At 33.4% G+C, this 25,537-nt stretch carries 22 protein-coding genes and 1 tRNA gene; 19 read left to right on the top strand and 4 right to left on the bottom strand.

Features of this window, described 5'->3' with window-relative positions; translation table 11 throughout:
• The first annotated feature begins 186 nt into the window (after window positions 1-186).
• The 17 genes from cysN (at window position 187) to AAC601_RS06345 (ending at window position 18,537) form a co-directional block, all read left to right on the top strand.
• The gene (gene cysN, locus AAC601_RS06425) at window positions 187-1,479 is read left to right on the top strand and encodes a sulfate adenylyltransferase subunit CysN (RefSeq protein WP_340152813.1); all 1,293 of its coding nucleotides are present in this window, start codon (window positions 187-189) and stop codon (window positions 1,477-1,479) included.
• Between the two features lie 230 nt (window positions 1,480-1,709).
• Window positions 1,710-2,198 (top strand): T9SS type A sorting domain-containing protein, encoded by a 489-nt coding sequence (locus AAC601_RS06420; RefSeq protein ID WP_303271104.1) that lies wholly within the window; start codon window positions 1,710-1,712, stop codon window positions 2,196-2,198.
• 4 nt (window positions 2,199-2,202) lie between these two features.
• On the top strand, window positions 2,203-3,366 hold the full coding sequence (locus AAC601_RS06415; RefSeq protein ID WP_303271102.1) for a hypothetical protein: 1,164 nt from the start codon (window positions 2,203-2,205) through the stop codon (window positions 3,364-3,366).
• 254 nt (window positions 3,367-3,620) lie between these two features.
• Window positions 3,621-4,871, top strand: a complete 1,251-nt coding sequence (tviB, locus tag AAC601_RS06410; RefSeq protein WP_303271100.1) for a Vi polysaccharide biosynthesis UDP-N-acetylglucosamine C-6 dehydrogenase TviB — start codon at window positions 3,621-3,623, stop codon at window positions 4,869-4,871.
• A 52-nt stretch (window positions 4,872-4,923) separates the two neighbouring features.
• Window positions 4,924-5,946 carry a polysaccharide biosynthesis protein gene (locus AAC601_RS06405; RefSeq protein WP_303271099.1) on the top strand — a complete coding sequence of 341 codons (1,023 nt, stop codon included), beginning with the start codon at window positions 4,924-4,926 and terminating at the stop codon, window positions 5,944-5,946.
• A 7-nt stretch (window positions 5,947-5,953) separates the two neighbouring features.
• Window positions 5,954-7,048: a DegT/DnrJ/EryC1/StrS family aminotransferase gene (locus AAC601_RS06400; RefSeq protein ID WP_303271098.1), complete on the top strand. Its 1,095-nt coding sequence runs from the start codon at window positions 5,954-5,956 to the stop codon at window positions 7,046-7,048.
• On the top strand, window positions 7,045-8,109 hold the full coding sequence (locus tag AAC601_RS06395) for an aminotransferase class V-fold PLP-dependent enzyme (RefSeq protein WP_303271097.1): 1,065 nt from the start codon (window positions 7,045-7,047) through the stop codon (window positions 8,107-8,109). Before AAC601_RS06400 ends, AAC601_RS06395 begins: the two co-directional genes overlap by 4 nt.
• Window positions 8,106-8,600, top strand: a complete 495-nt coding sequence (locus tag AAC601_RS06390) for a GNAT family N-acetyltransferase (protein ID WP_303271096.1) — start codon at window positions 8,106-8,108, stop codon at window positions 8,598-8,600. The genes AAC601_RS06395 and AAC601_RS06390 overlap by 4 nt, the downstream gene beginning before the upstream one ends.
• 13 nt (window positions 8,601-8,613) lie before the next feature.
• On the top strand, window positions 8,614-10,113 hold the full coding sequence (locus tag AAC601_RS06385) for an oligosaccharide flippase family protein (RefSeq protein WP_303271095.1): 1,500 nt from the start codon (window positions 8,614-8,616) through the stop codon (window positions 10,111-10,113).
• The gene (locus tag AAC601_RS06380) at window positions 10,113-10,937 is read left to right on the top strand and encodes a hypothetical protein (protein ID WP_303271094.1); all 825 of its coding nucleotides are present in this window, start codon (window positions 10,113-10,115) and stop codon (window positions 10,935-10,937) included. The genes AAC601_RS06385 and AAC601_RS06380 overlap by 1 nt, the downstream gene beginning before the upstream one ends.
• Window positions 10,909-11,946: a hypothetical protein gene (locus AAC601_RS06375; RefSeq protein WP_340152812.1), complete on the top strand. Its 1,038-nt coding sequence runs from the start codon at window positions 10,909-10,911 to the stop codon at window positions 11,944-11,946. Before AAC601_RS06380 ends, AAC601_RS06375 begins: the two co-directional genes overlap by 29 nt.
• Window positions 11,947-11,954: 8 nt before the next feature.
• Window positions 11,955-13,118, top strand: a complete 1,164-nt coding sequence (locus AAC601_RS06370) for a glycosyltransferase family A protein (protein WP_340152811.1) — start codon at window positions 11,955-11,957, stop codon at window positions 13,116-13,118.
• A 9-nt stretch (window positions 13,119-13,127) separates the two neighbouring features.
• A complete protein-coding gene (locus AAC601_RS06365) occupies window positions 13,128-14,327 on the top strand; it encodes a hypothetical protein (protein ID WP_340152810.1) in 1,200 nt (399 codons plus the stop codon).
• The gene (locus AAC601_RS06360) at window positions 14,314-15,435 is read left to right on the top strand and encodes a glycosyltransferase (protein WP_340152809.1); all 1,122 of its coding nucleotides are present in this window, start codon (window positions 14,314-14,316) and stop codon (window positions 15,433-15,435) included. Before AAC601_RS06365 ends, AAC601_RS06360 begins: the two co-directional genes overlap by 14 nt.
• Window positions 15,435-16,211: a glycosyltransferase family 2 protein gene (locus tag AAC601_RS06355; RefSeq protein WP_303271089.1), complete on the top strand. Its 777-nt coding sequence runs from the start codon at window positions 15,435-15,437 to the stop codon at window positions 16,209-16,211. The genes AAC601_RS06360 and AAC601_RS06355 overlap by 1 nt, the downstream gene beginning before the upstream one ends.
• Window positions 16,211-17,437, top strand: coding sequence for an O-antigen ligase family protein (locus AAC601_RS06350; RefSeq protein WP_340152808.1), 1,227 nt, complete (start codon window positions 16,211-16,213; stop codon window positions 17,435-17,437). Before AAC601_RS06355 ends, AAC601_RS06350 begins: the two co-directional genes overlap by 1 nt.
• 14 nt (window positions 17,438-17,451) lie before the next feature.
• A complete protein-coding gene (locus AAC601_RS06345) occupies window positions 17,452-18,537 on the top strand; it encodes an MraY family glycosyltransferase (protein WP_303271088.1) in 1,086 nt (361 codons plus the stop codon).
• A 695-nt stretch (window positions 18,538-19,232) separates the two neighbouring features.
• Here AAC601_RS06345 and AAC601_RS06340 read toward each other — a convergent pair.
• Window positions 19,233-20,030, bottom strand: coding sequence for a (Fe-S)-binding protein (locus AAC601_RS06340; protein WP_303271087.1), 798 nt, complete (start codon window positions 20,028-20,030; stop codon window positions 19,233-19,235).
• 34 nt (window positions 20,031-20,064) lie between these two features.
• Window positions 20,065-21,378 (bottom strand): 4Fe-4S dicluster domain-containing protein, encoded by a 1,314-nt coding sequence (locus tag AAC601_RS06335; RefSeq protein WP_340152807.1) that lies wholly within the window; start codon window positions 21,376-21,378, stop codon window positions 20,065-20,067.
• A gap of 95 nt (window positions 21,379-21,473) precedes the next feature.
• Between AAC601_RS06335 and AAC601_RS06330 the strand changes: the two genes are divergently transcribed.
• Both AAC601_RS06330 and AAC601_RS06325 read left to right on the top strand, forming a co-directional pair.
• Window positions 21,474-21,546: transfer RNA gene (locus tag AAC601_RS06330), tRNA-Phe, on the top strand.
• A gap of 237 nt (window positions 21,547-21,783) precedes the next feature.
• Complete coding sequence (locus AAC601_RS06325) at window positions 21,784-23,205, top strand: HAMP domain-containing sensor histidine kinase (protein ID WP_340152806.1); 1,422 nt, start codon at window positions 21,784-21,786, stop codon at window positions 23,203-23,205.
• A gap of 168 nt (window positions 23,206-23,373) precedes the next feature.
• On the opposite strand, the gene AAC601_RS06320 is transcribed toward AAC601_RS06325, so the two are convergent.
• Complete coding sequence (locus AAC601_RS06320; protein ID WP_340152805.1) at window positions 23,374-24,327, bottom strand: hypothetical protein; 954 nt, start codon at window positions 24,325-24,327, stop codon at window positions 23,374-23,376.
• Complete coding sequence (locus tag AAC601_RS06315) at window positions 24,281-25,516, bottom strand: DUF4221 family protein (protein WP_340152804.1); 1,236 nt, start codon at window positions 25,514-25,516, stop codon at window positions 24,281-24,283. The genes AAC601_RS06320 and AAC601_RS06315 overlap by 47 nt, the downstream gene beginning before the upstream one ends.
• Window positions 25,517-25,537: the final 21 nt, after the last annotated feature.

Below are 25,537 nucleotides of genomic sequence, written 5' to 3'. Positions count from 1 at the left end.
CCGCTTTAACATTCATTTTTAATAAAATTATTAGAAGAACTAAGTATTAATAATAAAGAAACATTATTGAAATTGAGAAACGAGGCAAATGAGCTAACAGCAATTTTTACGTCAATTGTAAAGAATAATAAATAGAGATGCTCTTTTTAGTCTCAAGTTTCATATTTCAACTTTAAAGAAAAATATATGCGCGACACAGAAGAATACAACAAAACAGATACTGCCGGTTACTTAGACATGGATTTATTACGTTTTTCCACTGCAGGTAGTGTGGATGACGGAAAAAGCACCTTAATTGGCCGTTTGATGTACGATACGAAATCAATCTTTGAAGACCAGATTGAAGCCGTGGAAAAATCAAGTAAAAATCGTGGGGATGAACACGTAAACTTAGCTTTGTTGACCGATGGCTTGAAAGCAGAACGTGAGCAAGGCATTACTATTGATGTAGCTTATCGATATTTTGCCACCCCGAAGCGTAAATTCATTATAGCAGATACTCCGGGTCATGTTCAATACACCAGAAATATGGTGACCGGAGCTTCTAATGTGAATTTAGCTATCATTTTAATAGATGCCAGAAAAGGCGTAATAGAGCAAACCAAGAGACATTCTTTCATTGCATCCCTTTTGCAAATCAAACATGTGATTGTTTGTATTAACAAAATGGATTTAGTTGAATACAAAGAAGAAGTTTTTGAGCAAATCAAAAAAGACTACTTAAGCTTCGATGCCAAATTGGAAATTCCAGATATCAGATTTATTCCTATTTCTGCTTTGAATGGTGATAATGTGGTCGATAAATCCGAAAATATGGATTGGTACAAAGGGCCGTCTTTATTATGGACTTTGGAAAATGTACAGGTAGCTTCAGATAGAGATTTAATCGATGGAAGATTCCCAGTGCAGTGGGTTATTCGTCCACAGTCCAATGAATATCATGATTTCCGTGGTTACGCAGGCTTGGTAAGTGGCGGTATTTTCCGTAAGGGAGAAGAAGTGGTGGTATTACCATCTGGATTTACCACCAAAATTATATCTATTGAAACCATGGATGGGGAATTGGATGAGGCTTTTCCTCCAATGTCAGTTGCTATGACCTTGGAAGATGATATCGACATAAGTCGTGGCGATATGTTGGCAAAAGTCAATAATCAACCCACCAAAGGGCAGGATATTGAGTTGATGGTCTGCTGGTTGAATGTTGATCCATTGAAGCTAGGTGGAAAATATACTATTAAGCACACTACAAATGAAACCAGAGCGATCATCAAAGAAGTGAAGTATAAAGTTAATGTCAATACACTTGAAAAGAATGAAGAAGATAAGACTGTGGGGGCAAATGACATTGCCAGAATCACTTTGAAAACGGCCAAGCCATTATTATACGATGCCTACCGTAAAAACAGAAATACTGGTTCCTTAATCATCATAGATGAATTTAGTCAACAGACAGTAGGTGCTGGAATGATAATTTGATTTTATTCATGCCAAGTAGTAAATTCTTGGTATGAATTTATGTAAATACTCTTTCAAGACTTAATGCTATTCGGAATAAAAATATATTCGTTTCTAACGCTTAAATTCAACTTTTTTAAAATTTCGTTAGCATACACATAACGGTAGGAAAGTACTTTTATGGATAATTCTTTTTAAATCCCTAATATTTAAGTATTTTCCAAATCAAAAAATCATTAAGGAAACATTTTATGTCCAGCAAAAAAACTTATTATTTATTGATTTTTATTTTTTGTGCTTTTTGCATTTCGAAAGTGAGAGCTCAGAATTTGTTCGCTTCAACTGGTAACAATGTTTCAGGTTCTGGCGGAAGCGTTAGTTATTCTATTGGACAAACAATAGCTAATATTAATAAAGCTGAAGCTGGTTCCGTAAGTCAGGGAATTCAGCAATCATATAAAATCACTACTCTGAATACGAAAAACGATAAAACTAGAGATTTTAGTCTTGAAGTTTTTCCGAACCCAACTAGAAATACTTTAAATTTAAGAATAGACAATATTGGTTTTGAAAATCTCTCTTTTGAGTTATTCAATATAGAAGGTAAAATTTTGGATAAAGGACTTATTCGAAAATCCAACACTTCAATTAACATGAATGAAAGAGAATCTAATACTTATCTGTTAAGATTAACTCATAAAGATGAGGTTGTAGAAATTTTTAGAATAATAAAATTATAATTGTATGAAATATATTTTGACTGCCTTATTTTTCACTTTAATTATTTTGCAAAGTTGGGGACAAGCGCCTGAAAAAATGACCTATCAGGCAGTTATACGTGATAGTAATGGTGATTTAGTTAGTAATCAACTTATAGGGGTTAAAATCAGCATTTTAAAAGGCACAATTGATGGTGAGGCAGTTTACGAAGAAACCCAAAATCCAGAAACAAATGAAAATGGTTTAATGAGTTTAGAAATAGGCGGAAATAATGCAAACGTTGTTCTTGGCTCAATCCATGAAATTGACTGGGCAAATGATCAATATTTTATTAAAACTGAAACGGATCCACGTGGAGGTACTGATTATACAATGAGCGGGACAAGTCAATTATTAAGCGTGCCATATGCTTTACATGCTAATAGTGCCGATAGGCTAACAAGCGAAATTACATACGAGGAAACTGATCCTATATACAGTTCCTCAATTGCTTCGGGAATCCAAGAGCAAGATACAGCTAACTGGAATAACAAATTAGATAATTTTACGGAAGAAGACCCTAATTTTAATAGCTCCGTAGCAAAAGGCATTTCTCAAGCAGACACCATCAATTGGAACAGTAAACTTGATAGTTTTACTGAACTTGACCCAGAATTCAATTCTTCTATTGCTAGTTCAATTACTCAAGCAGATACCTCAAAATGGAATAATAAGCTTGATGAAGAAGTTGATGGTTCAGTTGAAAATGAAATCCAGGATTTTTCTGTGTCCAAAACTGGGGACACCTTATTTCTAAGCAAAAGTAATTGGGTAATTGTACCCAATATTAGTTCTGCTAATTCAAATGAAGTTCCAGCCCCGGTAATATTGGAGGTTCTAGTTGATTTGCAAGTGGTTGCAGAAGGTACAAATATAACTTTGACGACTAAAGTTGACGACCCTTTTTATACAAATGTTAATTATGTCGGGTTGACAGTGCTAAACCCTTCTCAAGAAGTCTTTTATAGTTTCGGAGACCAAGTTGTCTTCAATGAAACTGATCCTGGTGTTTTTGAATATAGTCATACATTTTTAATTAGAAATACAGATGAATCGGGGGAGTACACTTTGATCGATTTAATGATTGAAAATGAAGAGGGAGAGCAAGTATTTAATGAAAATAAAAAGTATTGGACAATAACTAACTAAATTTAACTTGGGTTAATTATTTCTCTTTTTCGTGCTTTTTTTAGGAGATAAAAAATCTTGGTTTAAAAAAATCCTTTATTGAGATACTTGGACCAGAAGTCTTACGGACAGTCGAGATAGTATTTTTTATCTCTCTAATCATAAGTTAATTATTTCAAACTAACTTTCATTTTTCCAATACATTTAATATTAAAAGTACATTCACTTCCTAAGTAGTCAAAAATGACTAATTTTGCATTTCATTTGGATTATTTATGAAGAAAATTGCAGTAATCGGTTTGGGTTATGTGGGTTTACCACTAGCCGCAGAATTCGGAAAATACAGAGAAGTCTTAGGTTTTGACGTTAACAAAAGGCGTATTCAAGAACTTAAAGACGGCTATGATAGGACTTTAGAGGTCGAAAGCGATGAATTGAAAGACGCAAAGCATCTTCAATTCACAGCTGAAATTGAAGACCTTAAGGAGGCGGACTATTATATTATAACAGTTCCTACTCCTATCAACGAATATAAGCAACCGGATTTAACTCCTTTAAAGATTGCTTCTGCCACAGTTGGCAAGACATTAAAAAAAGGAGATATTGTTATTTATGAATCTACGGTTTACCCGGGTTGTACGGAAGATGATTGTGTTCCAATTTTAGAAAAAGAAAGTGGATTAAAATTCAATCAGGATTTCTTTTGTGGTTATTCACCAGAAAGAATCAATCCAGGAGATAAAGAGCACAGGTTACCGACTATAAAAAAAGTGACTTCGGGAAGTACTCCTGAAATTGCAGAGGAAGTAGATCAATTATATAAAGAAATTATCACTGCAGGAACACATAAAGCAGCCACTATCAAAGTAGCGGAGGCAGCAAAAGTAATTGAGAACTCACAGCGAGATTTGAATATTGCTTTCGTAAATGAGCTAGCTTTAATATTTGATAAAATGGGCATCGATACTGCCGATGTATTAGAGGCAGCCGGTACTAAATGGAATTTTTTGCCTTTTAAACCAGGATTAGTTGGAGGCCATTGCATAGGGGTAGATCCTTATTACTTAACACACAAGGCAGAATCATTAGGCTATCATCCGCAAGTGATCTTATCTGGAAGAAGAATCAATGATAATATGGGAGCTCATGTCGCGAGTTCTGTAGTGAAATTGATGGCACAGCAAGGCTCTGTTATCAAAGGCTCTAAAGTTTTGATATTAGGCATAACTTTCAAAGAAAATTGCCCTGACATTAGAAATAGTAAAGTAATAGATGTTATAAAAGAGCTGCAGTCTTATGGCATAGAAGTAGAAACTTACGACCCACAAGCTGATAAAGAAGAGGTAAAACATGAGTATGGAGTTGATTTATTTGACAAGCCAGGCTCAGATTATAATGCTATTGTTTTAGCAGTTTCACATAAAGAATTTAAAGATTTCAACTTATCCAACCGTTTAAATGAAAATGGAGTCACTTATGACATTAAAGGATTTTTTGAAAGAGGATTAGTTAATAAAAGGTTGTAAATGAAGATTTCGTAATCAATCGTTTACAATTATTAAATAAAGCAACATAAATATGTTTAAAGGGAAAACATTATTAATAACGGGAGGAACTGGTTCATTCGGTAATGCAGTATTGAAAAAATTTCTGGATTCAGATTTAAAAGAAATTAGAATTTTTAGTCGAGATGAAAAGAAGCAGGAAGATATGAGAATTCATTATCGCAACGATAAGCTAAATTTCATAGTCGGTGATATAAGAGACTTCAATAGCATTAATAATGCAATGATTGGTGTAGACTATTTGTTTCATGCCGCAGCTCTAAAACAAGTCCCTTCGTGCGAGTTCTACCCCATGCAAGCAATTCAGACCAATATTTTAGGTGCAGAAAATGTGATGGAAGCTGCTGTACTGAACAAAGTTAAGAAGACAATTGTATTAAGTACAGATAAAGCAGTTTATCCTATAAATACCATGGGGATGTCCAAAGCACTAATGGAAAAACTTGCTATTTCTAAATCAAGAGATTCAAGGTTAACGGAATATGGAGGAGTAATTTGTGCCACTAGATATGGAAATGTTATGGCTTCAAGGGGTTCAATAATACCATTATTTATCAACCAAATCAAGGAGGGAAAGAACTTAACTATCACAAATCCCAATATGACTAGGTTTATGATGACCCTAGAAGAGTCTGTAAAATTAGTTTTATTCGCTTTTGAAAATGGAGAACCAGGTGATGTATTTGTTCAAAAATCTCCTGCTTCAACGATTATTACTTTAGCTGAAACCCTTCAAGATTTATTTAAATCAGATAATGAAATTTCAATAATAGGTGCAAGACACGGTGAAAAGATGTATGAGACATTATGTAGCAAAGAGGAAATGTCCAAATCCATCGATTTAGGTGATTATTACAAGATACCAGCTGATTTAAGAGACCTTAATTACACAAAATACGTTCAAGAGGATGGCCCAAAGCTATCAGACAATGAATATAATTCAGATAACACTCAGCAATTAGATAACAGGGAGCTTAAGAAATTACTTCTTAGGCTAGATTACGTGAATGAGGAGTTAGAAATGGCAAGTAAATAATTATTATATGATTCCATTGGTAAAGACCTTCCTTCCAGAACCTCAAGTTTTAATGCCTCAAATCGAAGAGGTTTTATATAGTGGTTACATAGCGCAGGGTGAAGTTGTGGATAAATTTGAAAATACTTTTCAGAAACTTTTTCAAGTAAACAACTGCTTAAGCGTCAATTCGGGTACTTCTGCTCTACACATTGCATTGATTTTGGCAGGGGTTCAACCAGGCGATGAAGTGATAAGTACTTCAATCACTGCAGAGCCAACAAACGTAGCTATCAAGCAGGCTGGTGCCAAAATCATTTATGCTGATATTGATTTAAAAACAGGGAATATAGATCCTGTGTCGGTCGAAATGCTTATTACTCATAGAACGCGAGCGATTATGGTGGTTGACTACGCTGGAGTACCTGTGAACATACCTGAATTCCTAAAAATTGAAAAACAATATAATATTCCAATCATACAAGATTCCGCCCATGCATTAGGAGCTAAATATAAAGGCGAGAATTTAGGAAATCATTTTCGTTACACTTGCTTCTCTTTTCAAGCCATAAAACATATGACAACAATTGATGGAGGTATGTTGGTAATTAAAGATGATGAAAGTTATGAAAAAGCAAAACTAATCAGGTGGTTTGGTTTAGATAAAAAGAAAGATAGGATGTCAAATAATATAACCCTGCAAGGTTATAAATATCACATGAATAATGTTAATGCACAGATTGGCATGGTGCAGCTTCAGTTTATTGAAGATATTCTCAAAAAATATATAGATAATGGTATTCAATATGATGCTCAAATAATTAATGGGCCAAAAGTGGAAAAGCTACAGTATTACGTTGATACAAAGCCTTCTTATTGGCTGTACACTTTGAAAGTTAAGGATAGAGATAACTTGATTAGTGTTTTGAAAGAGAATGGTGTATTCGCATCTCCTTTACATAAAAGAAATGACCTTCATACTTTTCTTAAATCACAATCTAACACAGATTTAACCAATACAAATATTTTCAGCAACGAAATGCTACATATACCTTGTGGTTGGTGGGTTACCGCCCAAGAAAGGAGTTTAATTATAAGCATAATAAATGATTTTAATAAATGATCCCTCTCTTTAAAGCATATATGAATGATTCTGTCATAGGTGGAATCGGGAGCGTATTGAATTCCGGAAGACTTTCTGGAGGAGAATTTACTGAGAAATTTGAAAAGGGGATTTCAACAATTATTAGTAATCCATTTTTCTTAAGTTTATCTGTAAATTCATTAGAATTCGCACTTAAATTGTTAGATCTGAAAGAGGGAGATGAAGTGATTAGTTCTCCTATGTCCTGTTTGGCAACTAATCAACCTATCTTAAATGTTGGTGCCAAAGTTGTATGGGCAGATATTGATCCCTTTACGGGTTCTCTTGACCCTGAATCAGTGCGAGAAAAAATTACAAAAAATACCAAAGCTATTATTCATTTTCATTGGGGAGGATATCCAGGATATATCGATGAAATTAATGCAATCGGAAGAGAGTTTGGTATAAAGATAATAGAGGATGCAACTGAGTCGTTTGGATCAAAATACAAGGATGCTTATTTAGGTAGTAGTCCCGCAGATTTGTGCTGTTTTTCTTTCACCGGAGTACGTTTGCCAAATACAATCGACGGCTATGGAATAGCATTTTCTAGTGAAGAGATTTATGAGAAGGCAAAAAAAATAAGTGATTACGGAATTGATAGAAAAAGTTTTAGAGACGATTTAGGGGAGATATCAACTAATTGTGATATTGATGTAGTTGGACAAGGTGCAAAACTAAATAATATCGCCTCATATGTCGGTTATTCCCAATTGAATAACCTTGATGCATTATTTGAAAAACAACAGAAAAATGCGGAGTATTGGGATAGAATTTATGATGAAAATAGTAGGGTTATTAACAGATTAAATTCAAGAACAGATATATCACCAAATTATTGGGTATATACGATCAATGTAGAAAAGAGAGATGATTTTCTGTTAAAAATGCGCAAAGAGGGATTTTACAGTTCTAAAATGCACCTCAGGAATGATTTTTATAGTGTTTTTGGCAAAAAGCAACCAGACCTTATTGGGGTCAAGAAATTTAGTGAAACGCAATTAAACATTCCTTGTGGCTGGTGGATAGATGTAGAATGAGAGTTGATTTTTTTCGACATAATAAGGTAAGTGAGGCTCAATTGCAGAAAATTGTAGAACTGAAAAATACAGTTTGGCCGTATGGAATTGACAGTCAAAAAGATTGGATTAATACTCACATGAATAATACTGACTATCATGTGGTTCTAGAAGACAATGGCACATTTCTAGCCTATGCTTGCCTAATTAATATCAATGTTTTTTCTAGCGAAGAAAGTTCAGCACCATTTTTAGGTATTGCAGGTGTCTGTTCTAAAACTCAGGGTCAAGGGCATGGACAGAAAATCATGAAAGAAATAGTTAATTTCCTTAGAAAGAATGAGTTAAAGGGTTTGTTGTTTTGTAAAAAGGAATTGGCTCCTTTCTATTCAAAAGCGGGCTTTTTGATTTCAAAAATCAATTTTGAATCAAACAAACCGGACATATTTGCGATGTCTGTGAATCATGAAGAGTCAAATAATCTTCAGTTTTACAACGGTAATTTATTTTAAGGAGAACAAAATTTTGAAGAATAATAATACCTCCTACTCCAATATTCTTAAATCAACCTTTCTTTTTGGAGGGGTTAGGGTATTAACGGTTCTCGTTAACGTCGTTAAAAATAAAATCATAAGCCTATCCATGGGGGCCTCGGGTATTGGAGTATTTGGCATTTTCATGTCTTCCTATACTTTGTTATCTTCTCTATTTGGGTTAGGGATCTCTCAAAGTTTAGTGAGAAATCTTTCAGAAGTGTATAATGATAACTCAAGCACTAGACTGAATCATATACTTGAAAGTATTAATAAATTGCTAATACTTACAAGTACTATTGGACTGATCGGTACGCTGTGCTTTTCCTCTTTTTTGAGTATTTGGACTTTTGATACTGATTCTAAAGTCTTTGAATATTCGATGCTATCTCTAGCTATTTTCTTTAATATTTTCAACCTCGGCCAACTGGCAATTCTCCAAGGAGTCCGAGCATTAAAAGAATTATCTCTCGCTACAATATATGGAGCTATTCTCGGGCTACTCTTATCAATACCTCTATTTTATTTATTAAAAGAGGAAGGTATTATTTATTCGTTTATTATTACAGCATTTGTATCGTTCATTTTTTCAAGTCTTTATGTACGCAGAACGATTAAGATACCGACAACAAAGTTATCTATTAAGAAGGTCCTAATTTCAGGTAAAGGTACCATCAAGCTGGGTATCGCTATGATGTCAGTGTCTTTGTTTGTTAGTTTATTTGGTTTGATTTTTAAAAGTTTTATTAATAAATATAGCGGTATTGAAGCTGTAGGTGTGTTTCAAGCAGGATTCACTATAATCAATAGTTACTTTGGACTGATATTTACAGCAATGGCTACAGATTATTTCCCTAGAATATCTTCAATTAATCAAAATAATAAATTACTGCAAATAGAGGCAAATAAACAGGTAGAAATTCTCCTTCTGCTTCTTGGACCTTTAATAATAATCTTAATAGGATTTATGGATCATATAATTCTCTTGTTATATGACAATAGCTTTCTTCTCGCATCTGATTATGTATCTTGGTCGATTTTGGGAATAATATTCCAGGCAGGTTCACAAACTATGGGTATGGTCATTATAGCAAAAAATCGATCTAAAGTTTTTGTTATATCAGTATTGACCTTTCAAGGATTATTCCTAATCAATAACATCATTGGTTATACTTATCTGGGATATTTAGGACTTGGTATTACGTTTGCATTAAATATGGTAATCCATACCGTGGGAGTTCAAATCATGGTAAAAAAATTATTTGGAATTGTTTATAAAACAATATTTTATAAATTAACCTTTGTAAACATATTGCTTTTTGGATCAGCAATGTTATGCAAAGAAATAGATAATGATTATATAAAATACTCAATTCTATTTACATTATTAGCTCTTGCAATATTGTTTTCTATTAAGTATTTTGAAAGGCTAATGAACATTCCATCCTTAAGTGAATTGATAATTGAAAAGCTGAAATCAAAATTCAAATAATGAAAAAATATATTAGGTTTCTTTACCATGTTTTAAGACTTATAATCAAGGTAAATTTGATAAAGACGATTTTACTTAATTTTAAAACTTTACCTATCCGACATGCTGTAAAACTGCCTATCTTTATATATGGAAAAGCAAAATTTAAAAACTTAAAAGGTGATATTGAAATTATCGGCAATATTAATACTGGTATGATTCAATTTGGAAAAGACATTGACGGCTTTCCTCAAAGTTATTTGCCTATTACTATTCATATAGGCAATAAAATTATTTTTAATGGCCCTGTCATTTTCTCTGGAGGAATTAACCTTACCAACTGGACAGGTATTATTAATTTTGGTCGATGCACTACTTTTGGTAGTGGAGTTGTAATAAAATCAACGACATTAGTTAAAATTGGCAATTACACGCGAATTACACCGAATTGTGTATTGATGGATTCAGATGTTCATTTTGTGACTAATATAAATACAGGCAAGATAAATCGAAACAATGGTGAAATCATTATTGGGGAAAAGGTTTGGGTTAATTCAGGAACAGTTATAACAAAAGGTTGTGTAATACCTGATCAATCAATTGTTGCTAGAAACTCCTTTTTAAATCGTGATTATTCAATAGATTGTAAATCAAATGCTTTCATCGTTGGAAGTCCGGGGAAAATCAAGGCAACAGGTGTTTACAGAATTTTTTCTTTCGATTCAGAAAAGATAATTAAAGAACATTTTTCTCAGAATAAAGACTTAGATTTCTATTATGATATGGGTGTTTTATCCTCCGAAAAAGAAAACAAGGATGTCCAAGAGTTTTTTAAACTTTTTTGACTGTGCTTTAAAAGTAGTTAGTGTGCTTTTCCTTTCTGCTTCCATCTATGGATGTAAAATTGAAGAAATTGCTAATATTGAAAAAGAAGAAAGTTTTACTATTCCAATTGAAATCCAAAATAGTCTTTTTAATTTCTCTAAGCCAAGCATAGTAACTGATCAGGCGATTTTAATGTTGCCAAAGGGTTATTCATCGAAAGTGAGAACTAAGCTGGTAATCTATTGTCACAGTGGAGGCGGTGGTGTCACTTCAGGATTTGTTGAGGCATTAAACTCAGATTATTGTAGATACCTTAATTCACTAGGATATGCAGTACTCGATGTAGCTGGAATTCCTGAAACTGTTGCTTCGTTACTAAAAATTGATCAATATAGAACCGTAGGGAGCAAAATTGCATTAGATTCTTATTTTCAAGCATACAGTTATGTGGTTAAGAACTATAATATAGGAAAAGATGAAGTTTATTTATTATGTAATTCAAATGGCTCATTGGTAGGGTCAAACCTGGTTAACTTAACCAAAATTCCTTTTAAAGCACAAGCTTTTGTTGCACCACTGTTAAGCATTGAACGAAATGCTTGGGATATCAGGAACGGGGCACTTAGTGGGGGAGAGTTTGATAAACTACAAACCCGAGCCAATATAATAAGGTTGTATGGTATGAAAAATGTAACCTCTCTAGAAGATTTAATGATAGCAGAATATGAAAAGGATAAAGTTGGTGATTTGGATCCTTTTAATTATATAATGGCTAGAAAGGCCCCAAGAAGTATTCCAATAAGAATTTTCCAAGCGAAGGACGATCCTACTGCGAGTTTCAAACTCAATGCGCAATACGTTGAAAGATTCAAAGATTTTGATATTGATGCGGAAATGATTGCTCAAGAGACTGGCGGACACACATCTGAGCCACTAAATTACTCAGTGGGTCTGTATCTGTATAAAAATCAAAAATATAATTTGACACCAACAGTCCAGAGAGTTGGTGATTTTTTCTCAAGTTACTAAATTGCATAATGAAAAAGCTTTCCATAGTAATCCCGACGAAAGATAGGGTAGAATATTTAACCATTTGCTTAAAATCATTGCTTGAGATAAACTCAGAAGATTTTGAAATAGTAATTCAAGATAACAGTAATGATAACCGGGAGATCACTTCATTTTTAAGAGAGTTGAATGATGAAAGATTGATTTATCATTATAATTCTGAACAACTATCTGTAATCGAGAATTGTGACCTAGGAATTAAAAACTCCATCGGGTCATATGTAACTTTATTAGGGGATGATGATGGAGTAACTCATGACATAATGAGTGCTGTGGATTGGATGGAAAGTAATAATTTTGATGCTTTAACTTCAAGTAAGCCTATCTATATATGGCCAGATACAAGCCGTCAAAGTAATTCGTTCACAGTTGATTTGGCTGGTAAATTAGTTATCAATTCTTTCAATAATACTTATAGAATAATTGACCCAAATAAAGAAAGACAAAAAGTGTTGTCGATAGGAGCGACATCACTACTCTTGTTGCCAAAATTATACCATGGGATAGTTAGGAGAGATGTACTAGAAAATATATTTAAGACATCTGGTTCGTATTTCCCTGGACCGAGTCCAGATATGGCAAATGCAATAGCCACATCTGTTTTTAGTAAATCTTATGTATATGTTGATTATCCAATATTTGTTTCCGGGAAAGGTGCAAAGAGCACTAGTGGAATGGGCCTTGCTAAGAAACATACTGGTGAAATAGAAAACCAAAAGTTCCTGCCTAAAGAGACCGTAAAAAATTGGACAGAGGAGTTACCTTTTTTTTGGTCAGGGCAAACAATTTGGGCGGAGTCGGCAATACAAAGTTTGAATCGAGTAAATCGGTCGACTGAAATGAAGTGCTTTAATTTTGATTATTTATATTCAGAACTATTTATGTACGAATTTTTCTGGAGAGATAGAATTAATGAAAAAATAAAATATTCCATAAAAAGTAGTCTCAAAATGATTTATTATTTTGTACTTATTTTTAACAAGAGATTGTTTTCTTACCTAAAAAACTTTGTTAGGTACAGGTTGAATTTGAATAAAGAGAAAACTACGAGCTCTCAAATAAACAATATCCAAGAATGTATAAATTTTATCATGGATAAGAAATTGCCTTCAAATAAAATCTGGACAAAGTAATTGAATTCCTTGAAATCAAACATACGATACAATAGAGAATTAGTTTTGGTGCTTTTCATTATTTCAGGAAGTATTAAATCGATATTTATTTACTACAAAATTAATCTTTATTTAGACTTAACTTTACTTGCAGGTTTATTGATGGTTGCTGATTTATTAATTTATAAACACAACATTAAAAATGCTTTCATAACAAATAATCTGCTGCTAGTTTCATTTACTTTTTATGTGTTTTTATCATTGGTTTGGAGTGAGTCTACAGAATTTAAATACATCAAGGTCTTTTTGTTTTTCACCAATATCTTGGGATATTTTTATTCAACTGTAGTTATTGATAAGTTAAATAAGAAATTGTTTTGGGAAATATTTATAGTAATTACGACATTAGCTAGTTTATGGTTTTCAACCTTGTTGAGAGGTTATATTGATGGTTCTAATTATAGCAAAGTGAAACCAATTCTCGGATTTTACTTATCAAGTTCTTTGTATGCAGGAATAAGCATAATAGTATTGTATCTAAAAACAGTTTTTATAAAAAGACCTTACATAAAATATTTCTTTTTATTTACAAATATTGTGCTTTTAGCAATTTTGGGAGGGAGAGCCCCAATTCTTTTTCTTATTTTGACTATTGTCTCATTATCGATAGTAAACTACAAGTCAATATTTCGCAGCATTAGGAATATTAAAGTATCGAAAAATCAATTATTTTCAATACCGTTTGGAGTTTCTGCCCTAATTGGCACAATATTCTTTTTTTATGAAACTATACAAATTTTAGCTGCCAGAACTTTGCAAAGGCTACAGTTAATATTTGAAAGAATTTTTGGATCAAATATTACTAGTGATATGAGTTCTACTAATGAGCGAATTGAACACTATAATTTTTCCTTTGAGAAGATCACAAATGGGTTTTCTGAATTCTTGTTTGGCTATGGATTTGGGAGTTATGGGATCTATAAATTAGGACAGGATATTAAGTTATATCCACATAATATACTTTTGGAAATGTTATTTGAGGTAGGATTAGTCGGTACTAGCCTTTTAATAATGTTCATTTATTTCAATGTACCCAAAAAAATCACCATTTTTGCGATGGCAATAAGTATCTTTTTACTTTTGAATTTCTTGAAGTCGTACTCTATTATTGATATAAGAATTTTCTTCTGCCTGATACCCTTAATTTATTTCAACAATGAAAGAAAATAAGATAGCTCATATTACAAGTGTCCATCCTAGGTTCGATACGAGGATATTTTTGAAAGAAGTACGATCGCTTTCAGAAGATAAAAGGAATGTATGTTTAATAGTCGCTGATGGAAAGGGTGATGAAGTCTCAAACGGAATAAATATTTATGATGTAGGTAAGCCAAATAATCGAGTATCTCGTCTTCTTTTTTCCTGGATAAAGATTACTTATACAGTCTTAAAACGGAGAATAAAGGTGATTCACTTTCATGATCCAGAATTAATATCTGCAGCACTTTTGCTTCGTTTATTTGGAGTAAAGGTAATTATGGATATCCATGAGTTAGTAATACATGACATTGATGACAAGGACTGGTTAAGAAAATTCTTCCTAACAAAAATAGTAAAGTTTATTTACTCGATATTTGAACGTATAGGTATTTTTATATCTTACAAAGTAATTCTTGCAGAGGCGGGGTATACAAACTACTTTCATAATAAATACAAAAGTCAACTTTCTAAATTTAGTGTAGTTAGAAATGTACCCAAAATGGAATTAATTGATTCTAAACCTAAATTAAAAAGAGATGGCAATAAAAATATTCTAATTTATGTAGGATTAATTAGTAAAATTCGAGGAATTGCCGAAATGCTTGAAACAATTGCAATTCTAGACGATACTTTTGAATTATGGTTAATAGGTAGGTGGGATTCGGAAAAATTACATAGCAAATGTAAATTGCATGCGGCTTGGTCAAAAGTAAAATATTTTGGCTTTTTACCGCCGCAAGAAATTTACAGCATTTGCAAATCTGGTGATATAGGGCTGTCAACTCTGCATCCTGTGGAAAATCATTTATACACTACACCAGTGAAGTCTTTTGAATACATGGCATGCAAATTACCAATGTTAATGTCGGATTTTCCATATTGGAAGGAATATTATCTTGACAAAGCTTATTATGTCAATCCCTTGGCACCCAAAGATATTGCAGCTACGATTGTTAGTATTTTAGAGAATACGAAATATAAAAATGAATTAATTGAGAAAGCCTATCATTTTGCTTTCCAGAATAGTTGGGAAAAAGAAAAAGAAATATTATTGAAACAGTATAAAGAAATAATTTGATGGAATCTGAAAATGCACCTTTGGTTTCGATTATTACTCCTTGCTATAATTCGGAACTATTTTTAGAGAGTACAATAAAATCGATAATAGACCAAGAGTACAATAATTGGGAACTATTAATTGTCGATGATTCATCTACAGATAATTCAAGGCAAATAATTTCATCATTTTCAGAGTTGGATTCCAGAATTAAGCCAATGTATTTGTCAAAGAATTCAGGACGAATTTATTGTAGAAATATTGCAATAGAGCAAGCCTTAGGTAAATACATTATTCATATAGACAGTGATGATATTTGGTATGAAAACATATTAAGTATCTCAGTGAAAATTATGGAGGAGGAAAATATTTCCTTTCTATTTTCATCTTATGATAGATTTTTAGTGTCAAAGAAGCAGTTAATATCACCTAGGATTGCTCCAGAAAAAGTTACTCTCGATGAAATTTGTAAGTCGAACCCAATCAGTTGCTTAACTGCAATATATAATAGTCATAAACTTGGTAAGCGTTATTTTTCTAAAGAATTCGAAAGAGAAGATTTAGTATTATGGTTGTCGTTGCTAAAAGATGTTGATTATGCATATGGAAATAGTGAAATCTTAGCTAAATACAATATACGAAAGGGCTCAGTCTCGGAAAACAAATTTAGAATGTTAGGACAACAGTGGGATGTTTACCGGAATTATCTTGGTTTTTCTCCTCTTAAATCCTTATATTATCTTTCGTATTATGCAGCTTATGGGTTAATTAACTATAGAAAGGCACTTTTCAGATAATGGCAATTAAAAGAGCAATTACCGACCTTAATTTATTATTTGTATTATTTTTCATATTTACTATTCCCTTTAAGACACAGTTAAATTCTGCTGTAATTATTGCATTGGTGCCGATTAATATCTACTTGATTCTTTTCAATAGGCCAAAATTCATTTGGGATAACAAAAGAATTTTGTTATTTTCAACTATTCCGCTTTATTGTTTATTGGTATTTAGTCTTCTTATATCTTCAAATGCAGAATTAGGCTTTAAGTATGTCGTTAGAATATCTTCTTTTCTAATAATTCCGATTGCTTACCTCAATCTAAAATTTCATCAAAATTTGATAGGTAAGCTGCTCTTTACCTTCATTTGCAGCATTATTATTTCAATAATCATAATATATACATATGTATTCTATGACATGTCAGTTACATATAGGAATATTAGTTTCTTAAATTCGTGGTGGTACTCAAGCTATAAATTACTTTCTCCATTGAAAATACATACAACCTATTTTGGAATGTATCTATTGATGTCCATTGGTATATTAATAAAATACTTTCTAGAGAACAAATTAAATAGGTTTGTTTTTTATGTAATGGTATCAGTAATTTATTTTGTTTTAATAATGAATACATCTAGAATGCCAATACTTATTGGGGGCCTTTTGTTGATATATTTAGGGTTTATGATTTTCAAAATATATAAGAAAGACTTCATTATTTTCTTCATAGTGTTTACTGGTATTGTATACTATAGTCTTCAATCAAGTTATCTTTCAGATCGATTTAGTGCCTTATTTAATCAGGAATATTCAATGAAAGATACTGAAATTACCGATATTGGGAGTGTTCAATCAAGAGTAGCTGTATTGGAATCAGCGTTCAGCGTTATAAAAAGATCTCCGTTATATGGTTATGGAGTTGGATCGGATCAAAAAGCTTTAAATATTCAATATGAAAAAAATGAATATTATTGGGCACTAAATAAGTCCCAAAATGCCCATAATCAGTTTCTTCAGACTTTTCTTCAAATTGGGATAATTGGTTTATCAAGTTTTTTAGTACTGCTGTTTAATGTTTTAAGGAAGAGTTTCATGATAAAACTACTGCCGATGTGTATCTTTACGCTGATAATTGTGTTTTCATCATTGAGTGAGTCAATTTTAGGATTGCAAAAAGGAATAGTCTTTTTTGCTACCTTTGCAAATGTTTTTATTATCCGAGATATATCTGAACAATAATTGAATAAATAGAAATGCCCCAAACCCTAGCTAGTTTAATTACTTCATTTATTCTAACCTTTTTGGTTACTCCATTGGTTGTAGGCTTTTTTAAAAAGCGTAATATCATGGATAAGCCAGGAGGTAGGAAGATTCATACTGGTGATACACCTTCTATGGGGGGGATAGCAATTTTTATCGGGATGATTATTGCGCTGCTTATATGGATGCCAATGGTTGGCCTGCAGCGATTTAAGTTCTTCTATGGTGCTATGGGTATTATGTTTATAGTGGGTCTTCGAGATGATTTAGTACCAGTTAGACCCATCGTGAAGCTGGCAGCACAGCTGTTATCTTCCTGCATGGTCATTTTCTTAATGGATATTAAACTCAATTCATTCTATGGATTGTTAACTATAGAAGAATTACCCTACATTATAAGCTTCTTCTTTTCATTATTTACTTTAATCGTAATTACCAATTCCTATAATCTAATCGATGGGTTAGATGGCTTAGCTAGTAGTATCGGGATTATTGCTTTTTTCTTTTTTGGGATCTATTTCTTCTTGGTTGGGCAGACGTATTATTCAATGGTTTGCTTCGCCTTCATAGGGGCTTTAATAGCTTTCCTTAATTTTAACTGGGAACCATCCCGTATTTTTATGGGAGATACAGGAGCATTATTAATTGGTTTTGCTTTAGCGGTGGTTACGATAAAATTCATTGATTATAACCACTATTTACCCGAAGAGACTCCTTTCAAATTAACCTCATCAGTTGCAGTTGGGATCTCAGTGATTATTATTCCACTTTTTGATACCTTGAGGGTATTTATTTCAAGAGCAGTTAAGAGGAAATCACCTTTTTCACCTGATAAAACGCATTTGCACCATATTTTAATGAGGCTAGGGTTTAGCCATTCCGGAACTACCCTGATTATGATTGCGACCAATATTGCCATTATTTGTATTGCCCTTGCTTTAGATTTTCTGGGCGATAATATCTTAGTGCCGCTTATAATTGGGCTTTGTATATTGTTAAGTCTTATGCTTGATGAAATCCTACGTGCCAATATTAGAAGAAAGAAAAAAGCTATTACAAAAAGCTTCAGAAGGGATTAGAGTAGTGTCAAGAAGCTAGTATTTGGTATCAAGGTTCAGATTGATTTCTAATTTATATTTTGTAGTTTCTATTTTTCTTTTTTAGTACAACAAGACAGCTCTCCTTCTGCAAAATTGACAGCCTTATAACACCCCTATAATCCCCTCCAGGGGATAGTCTCACGGATTCCAATTTGTGGAATACTTCAATCTAAATCAGGGAGTTCATGAAAAATACCACAAATCTCGCAAGTCAAAAAAATTTTGATCTGAGAGTTGCGGGAAGGAGGACAAACCTGCCTGCTGGCAGGCAGGAATGCGTGCCTGCTTGTGCAGACAAGCCAGACGAGGACGTGGGCTGAAGCTTATTTTTGTCTTGATTTTTCTTTCTTTTTGATCAAGCAAAAAGTATAAAGGCAGAAAATTTATTTTGGTAAATATATCTTCCTATTATTTCTAAAACCTCAAATTTCACTCAAACGCATCAATTTTGATGTTTTACCTATAATTAAATCTCAAAAATGATACTGTAATTTTTATTTTAGCTTATACAAAGGTACTTTTCATTTTTCAAGAGGGACCACTTAAAGGCTATAAACCAGCTAAAGCCGGAAGTCTAACTAGAAAAGTCACAAAGAAAACAGCCAAAGGCTGACAAACCTCTGGCTGAAAAGACTGTGAATACGTGATACTTGATACTGAATTCTCGCTACTAGCTAAAGCCCCTGATTCTTAGCAATCAATTCAGCTAAATCAAAAACTTTTACATTGTGCTCTCTTTCTTTATTTTTAACACCATCGGTCATCATGGTCATGCAGAATGGACAGCCTGCCGCAATTACTTCTGCCCCTGTGTCTAATGCTTCTTCGGTTCTCTCAATATTGATTTCCTTATTACCTTTCTCAGCATCTTTGAACATCTGTGCACCACCAGCTCCACAACAAAGGCCTTTGGTTTTGCATCTTTTCATTTCCACTAGCTCTGCATCTAAGGCTTTGATAACATCTCTAGGAGCCTCATATACACCGTTTGCTCTACCTAAATAGCAAGAATCATGGAAAGTGATTTTTCTTCCTTTAAATTCGCCCCCGTCTTTTAAAGTTACCTTCCCTTCATTAATCAATCCTTGCAAGAATTGGGAATGATGCATTACCTCGTAATTTCCACCCAATTCAGGATATTCATTTTTGATAGTGTTAAAGCAATGCGGACAAGCGGTTACAATCTTTTTAATGTTGTAGCCATCCAATACCTGGATGTTACTCATAGCTTGCATTTGGAAAAGGAATTCATTCCCGGCTCTTCTGGCAGGATCTCCAGTACAGCTTTCCTCAGGGCCTAAAACGGCAAAGTTGATGCCTACCTTGTTCAATATTTTGGTAAATGCAATGGTTACCGCTTTGTAGCGGTCATCAAATGAACCGGCACAGCCCACCCAAAATAACACCTCAGGAGCTTCTCCTTTGGCACTCATTTCTTGCATGGTTGGGACTTTATATGTTGAATCGCTCATAATATCTTGATTTATAATTTTCGTTACCTAAAATTTATTTCTCTTCTTCTTTTAGTTTATCTGCCCATTTGAAACGGTCAGTTGGCGGGAATTTCCAAGGTGCAAAGCTAGTCTCCACATTTTGGAACATTGCATTCCATGATTGCGGTGAACTGCTTTCTTCCATGGCCATATATCTTCTTCCCTGTAAAATGATATCCAACGGATTGATGTTGATAGGGCATGCTTCTACGCAAGCATTACAGCTTGTACAGGCGTTTAATTCTTCTGCTGATATGTAATCATCGCTAAACAAAGAACTGCCTGATTCGGCTTCTTTTCCCGCTTTAATATTGTCCCCAATCTCAGTGATCCGATCTCTGGTATCCATCATAATTTTGCGTGGGGAAAGTTTTTTCCCAGTAATGTTAGCCGGACATTCAGCTGTACATCTACCACATTCAGTACAAGCATAAGAGTTCATTAGATTGACCCAAGTGAGGTCTGTTGCATCTTTTGCGCCTAATCTGGCAACTTCTGCGGGGGGATCACCGGCATCCATACCCAGCATGCTTTTTACTTCAGTAGTTACTTCATCCATATTGTTCATTTTCCCTTGAGGAGTGATTCTGGCAAAATAAGTATTGGGGAAGGCCATAAATATGTGCAAGTGCTTCGAGTAGGTTACATATACTGCAAAAGCTAAAATCCCAATGATGTGGAACCACCATGCGAATCTCTCTGTGAATATTAGAGCATCCACACTCATTCCTTCGAATAACGGGGTTAAAAAGCTACTAAAGAAGAAACTTCCTGTTTGGATATAATGATCATCTTTTCCTTGTAAAAGCTGGTCAGTAGCATTCATGGATAGAATCGCGAACATCAAAATGATTTCTATCACCAAAATTAAATTCCCGTCTAGCTTAGGCCATCCTTTCAATGATCTTAATCTGGGCACGCTCAAAGCATTTCTCCTGAGAAGGAAAGCCACACAAGAAACTAATACAAGGACAGCTAGGAATTCAAAAACATTGATAGCTATGGTGTATGCATCTCCCAAAAAGGGGGCGAAAATTCTATGCGTTCCCGCGATTCCATCAATGATAAATTCTAAAACTTCCAAGTTGATCACTAAAAAGCCTACGTAAATCATCAAGTGTAGAATGGCTGGGATCAACTTTTTGAACATTTTCTTTTGACCGAAAGCGATAAGTAAGGTGTTTTTCCATCGTTGGCCTTTATTGTCACTTCTATCAACATCTTTACCGAGATTGATATTTTTTTTGATGCTTCCTATTCTTTGTGCAAGAAAGTAACCTGCTACCGCAAGTACCAGTAAGAAAGCGATTTGCGAGATGTATTCCATAGTTTTATCTTAATCGTTGAAAATTTTTTATTATATTTTTTTTAAAATCCTTTTGCAGGATAAATATTTCACCTACTTTTGCACCACTCAATCACGGTGCTGTAGCTCAGTTGGTAGAGCATCGGACTGAAAATCCGTGAGTCGGTGGTTCGAATCCACTCAGCACCACAAGCCTTGCCCTCAAAAGCAAGGCTTTTTTTATGTTCTGTATGTGATTGTCTATTAGTCCCATTTTTCATTAATTTTCTGTCTAAGCTTACACTTGAAATTTAAAAATAATAGTTGAGTTTAAAAATAGTATGCATACATACTATTTTTGTAATAATTTAAAATCAATACAGATAAGCTTTTGTTTATTATGTTAGATTATAATTGTTACTTTAGTAAATATAAAACATTTATTCATTGATTGATCAATCTTTATTCAAACAGTATTTCGAAAATATACTTGTAAGTTATTCAGGACAAGCACTTTGGGGAATCGGGCTTGCCTTGATTTTATGGTACTTTTTTAATTTATATCAAAGAAAGCATTTACAACTCTGGTCTTATAGTTGGGTGGCTTTTGCCTCATTTGTCCTCTTTTCCTTATTGACACTTTTTTGCGCGAAAAACGAAAATATTGGACCATTCTGGCAGAATATCTTTACTTTTCTTTTCCAAATTGCTGGTCTGATGCATGTCGTTTGGCTGTTGCAAGGGACATATCACCTTATTCAAAAAAAATCTTTGAGTTTAAAGCAAGAGTATATTCTGTACGTCTTGGTGATATTTATAGCGCTGATTAGCTCACTTTTCTACTTATTGGAGGAAGAGGGAGGCTATATTTTTTCTCTGATTGTTCCCTTTACCATTAAGTCTTTAATCGTTGGAATTGCATTTATTTTTGCCGGGGTTCAGATTATGAGAATTGGAAGAAGGGATAGTGCCGTGGGTAAAAAATTATTATGGATTTCCTTTCTACTTTATGGTTTCGAGAATTTAAATTATGCTCTTGGTGGAGCGTATATGATTTTTGAGGAGAATTTCATTTTGGAGGTAAATACTACATTGGGAGTTTTAGATTTTTTACTTCTTTCATTTATAGGAATTGGAATGATCATATGGTTATTAGAAGAAGAACGTTCAGCCTTGGAAAAAACCAACCGGGAATTGGATAGTTTTCTTTATAGCACCTCTCACGATTTGCGAGCCCCTGTGGCCTCCCTACTAGGGTTAATTAATATTGCTAAGCACGATATTAAAGAAGAATCAGGGCAGCAATATGTCAAAATGATGGAAGAGCGAGTAAAAAAGTTGGATCATATTTTCGGTGATATTCTCAATTACTCACGCAATATCAAAACAGAGATAAACCTAAAAACCTTTAGACTAGGTGAAATGGTTGAAGATATAATTACAGATGTTAAATTTAATCAAGGTGCAGATAGCATCCGTTTAGATTACGATGAACAAATTCACCACACTTTAAGAACTGATTATTATCAGCTGAAGGTAGTATTGGGTAACTTAATTTCTAATGCGGTAAAATATCATGACGCAAAAAAACCTGATCAATTTATTGCAATACGTTTCGAGAAAGTGGATAGGGACGTTCATATTTCCGTTGAGGATAATGGTATAGGTATTGCAGCTGAAAGCCAGCATAAGGTGTTTGATATGTTTTATAGGGCCACAAGTGAGGCTGAAGGGTCTGGTCTCGGCTTGTTCATTGTCCAACAAGCACTAGAAAAAATCAGTGCTCGCATCACTTTAGTTTCCGAACTGGGAAAAGGCAGTATTTTTAAGGTAATCATCGAAAATGCTGGGGTGAAGCTAGATGATTAGCCCCCTTGCCCCCAAAGGGGGAAGACGCACAGATTTACTTTTTTTAATCTCTAATTTTCTACGATAAAAGCACAAGCGGACGCTTGCGCAATTGCAGTATGATTCATCATGGCTTCTGGTTCAAGCGTCCGCTTGGAGCTTTGTGCGAGTTTTGTCCTCTATTTAATTTCAATAATAAGCTTTAAAGGGCTTTAAATAATGTGTTTGATTATCATTCTCATCTGATTCCTTGTATAGTACAGATTCATCATAAATAGCAACTGGAAAATGAGCTAGATCGAATAATTTTTTAACTCCTGAACCTAAATAAAAGCCATAAAGCTCAAATTTATTTTTGTTGTTTTCTTTCACTAAATAATGTTTTCCTTTAGCTGTATCGGGAAAATAGTACCAAACACCATCCTCATTTTCAGGGAAATCATAGTGGCTTACCTCTTCAGTTTTAGGGTTTAGAAAATAAACTTTTTGGGATTTAAACCAGACAATGGCAAACTGACCATTTACATAATATTGTTTTTGATTAAGATGTCGTTGGATATCGGTTGGGTTGTCTTTGTTATTTCTGATTTTTTTTGGTATTTCTTCAATCAATACCTTTCTCTCATGTTTGAGTTGGCTTCCAATATACTTCCTACCTTCCCTATTTTCTTCCCAACCAAATTTTTTATCTTTCCATATTAGTATTTTTTCAAAATCACCTCTTTCAACTTCTGCTTTTTTAATACTATCCTCTTTAAATCCGGAATTAGTGAATGGAATTAGATAGGAATCAGAAATTGAGGTCAGTAATATGTGATTTTTTAAGGTAATAATGTCATGAAAATAGACTTCTTTATTCAAACTATCAATAATTAAGTTTTCAGCATTTAATAGTCTTAATATTGGGGCTTCAGTTTTCTCTTGTGCTGCATAAGCTATCTTATAACCACTTTTAAGGGGAATTAGATTGTGAATACTTTCATTGTAATTGGAGTAATAATGATGCTCTTTCAGCCCATGTTGTCCAGTAACATTTTGAACAAGTGCAACTGCAAAAAATAAAGTAACAAATGCAAGTTTTTTAGAAATCGATGTTTTATTCACAAGCGATTTCATAAACATAATATTGTCTATGATTTTCACTGAAATTTGGATTTAAAGGATTGTTATAACTTATATATAGTTTATTATCTATTGCGAAGGATTCCAAGAAAAACATAGCTTCTGAGTCGGAAAAGTCTTTTTCAAGAATTAAATTTAAATCCTCATCTAAGATTTGAACAGAGAAATTTAAATCGAGCGGGTCTCTATTTTCGCCATCTAAAGTTTTAGCACTTTGACCTAGTTTTATAAATCGATAAACATAATCACCAGTACTATTGGCAAGCATATGCGTATAAAAATCACTTTCTGTAAGAAAATCTCTTTCCTGCTCAAGAGGTGGGTCATAGCCAATTTCTTCAGCTCCAACGACTAAATTATTGGAATACTTGCTTTTCAAGTTTAAGGCTTTGATTAATTTTAATGAGTCTGAATCATAGAGTACTAAGTCATTTAAGCTAGGATAAAAATTGATGATCTTATTGGAAGTAAATATACCACCCATTCCGAACATCGGGTAAAATGACTTTTCTTTAAATTCAGTGGGTAATTTACCGAATTTCCGGGTTTTGTTATTTTCTAAGTTAAAGGCGATTTGTGTAAATGTGGCTTGCGTTTCCATTTCAATCATCAAACCTTTATAGAGGTAAAAATATAGTTCGTTTTTTTCAGTTGTAAAATGCATCCTGTAGTGCCCAATCTCTGATTCATGCCCAAACCAATACTCTTTATATTTATCAGGTAAATGTTTATTTAAATCCCATTTACTGCGTAATTCACCACTTTGGTTTATCAAGTAAATCATCTTCTGATTCATTCTACCTGATAAAATAAAAATGGAATCTAAGCTTTGAATAAAGAAGTCATCTACATGAGATATTCCTTCGGGGCCTTCTTTTTCAATTGGAATTGAAATGGATTTTGCTTGATCAGTATTTATGGGAAAAAGGTTAAACGCTTGTGTTCCATTGCTGAAAAAGGAAAGATAATGCTGGTCGTTTTCACTATACAATCTCCCGTTCATCATCAAAGGGCTGATTTGAGAACCCAGTTCAAATTTTAATGTATCCGATAAAATGAGGTTACATTTTTGTTTTGAATCATTAGCCTCTTCAAGCTGATAATAATAATCGTTATCTTTTTCTTCTATTGGCGAATTACAACCCCCATTAAAGAGTGTGGTAAATATATATAGAAAAAATACGGATAGATGAAATGGAAATGAACGCATTCAAAAAGGTTGATTTAAGGT

The organism is uncultured Marivirga sp. (assembly GCF_963974845.1).
GTDB lineage: Bacteria > Bacteroidota > Bacteroidia > Cytophagales > Cyclobacteriaceae > Marivirga > Marivirga harenae.
Note: the sequence above shows the minus strand (reverse complement) of the source record. Positions and strands in the feature narration are given on the sequence as shown.

Excerpts from the sequence above, each read along its gene's own strand:
- AAC601_RS06340 (WP_303271087.1), bottom strand. The coding sequence starts at position 20,030 with ATGAGCGATTCAACATATAAAGTCCCAACCATGCAAGAAATGAGTGCC.
- AAC601_RS06370 (WP_340152811.1), top strand. The coding sequence starts at position 11,955 with ATGAAAAAGCTTTCCATAGTAATCCCGACGAAAGATAGGGTAGAATAT.
- AAC601_RS06390 (WP_303271096.1), top strand. The coding sequence starts at position 8,106 with ATGAGAGTTGATTTTTTTCGACATAATAAGGTAAGTGAGGCTCAATTG.
- AAC601_RS06380 (WP_303271094.1), top strand. The coding sequence starts at position 10,113 with ATGAAAAAATATATTAGGTTTCTTTACCATGTTTTAAGACTTATAATC.
- AAC601_RS06420 (WP_303271104.1), top strand. The coding sequence starts at position 1,710 with ATGTCCAGCAAAAAAACTTATTATTTATTGATTTTTATTTTTTGTGCT.
- AAC601_RS06405 (WP_303271099.1), top strand. The coding sequence starts at position 4,924 with ATGTTTAAAGGGAAAACATTATTAATAACGGGAGGAACTGGTTCATTC.
- AAC601_RS06345 (WP_303271088.1), top strand. The coding sequence starts at position 17,452 with ATGCCCCAAACCCTAGCTAGTTTAATTACTTCATTTATTCTAACCTTT.
- cysN (WP_340152813.1), top strand. The coding sequence starts at position 187 with ATGCGCGACACAGAAGAATACAACAAAACAGATACTGCCGGTTACTTA.
- AAC601_RS06360 (WP_340152809.1), top strand. The coding sequence starts at position 14,314 with ATGAAAGAAAATAAGATAGCTCATATTACAAGTGTCCATCCTAGGTTC.
- tviB (WP_303271100.1), top strand. The coding sequence starts at position 3,621 with ATGAAGAAAATTGCAGTAATCGGTTTGGGTTATGTGGGTTTACCACTA.
- AAC601_RS06355 (WP_303271089.1), top strand. The coding sequence starts at position 15,435 with ATGGAATCTGAAAATGCACCTTTGGTTTCGATTATTACTCCTTGCTAT.
- AAC601_RS06335 (WP_340152807.1), bottom strand. The coding sequence starts at position 21,378 with ATGGAATACATCTCGCAAATCGCTTTCTTACTGGTACTTGCGGTAGCA.
- AAC601_RS06395 (WP_303271097.1), top strand. The coding sequence starts at position 7,045 with ATGATCCCTCTCTTTAAAGCATATATGAATGATTCTGTCATAGGTGGA.
- AAC601_RS06400 (WP_303271098.1), top strand. The coding sequence starts at position 5,954 with ATGATTCCATTGGTAAAGACCTTCCTTCCAGAACCTCAAGTTTTAATG.
- AAC601_RS06415 (WP_303271102.1), top strand. The coding sequence starts at position 2,203 with ATGAAATATATTTTGACTGCCTTATTTTTCACTTTAATTATTTTGCAA.
- AAC601_RS06350 (WP_340152808.1), top strand. The coding sequence starts at position 16,211 with ATGGCAATTAAAAGAGCAATTACCGACCTTAATTTATTATTTGTATTA.
- AAC601_RS06375 (WP_340152812.1), top strand. The coding sequence starts at position 10,909 with ATGTCCAAGAGTTTTTTAAACTTTTTTGACTGTGCTTTAAAAGTAGTT.
- AAC601_RS06315 (WP_340152804.1), bottom strand. The coding sequence starts at position 25,516 with ATGCGTTCATTTCCATTTCATCTATCCGTATTTTTTCTATATATATTT.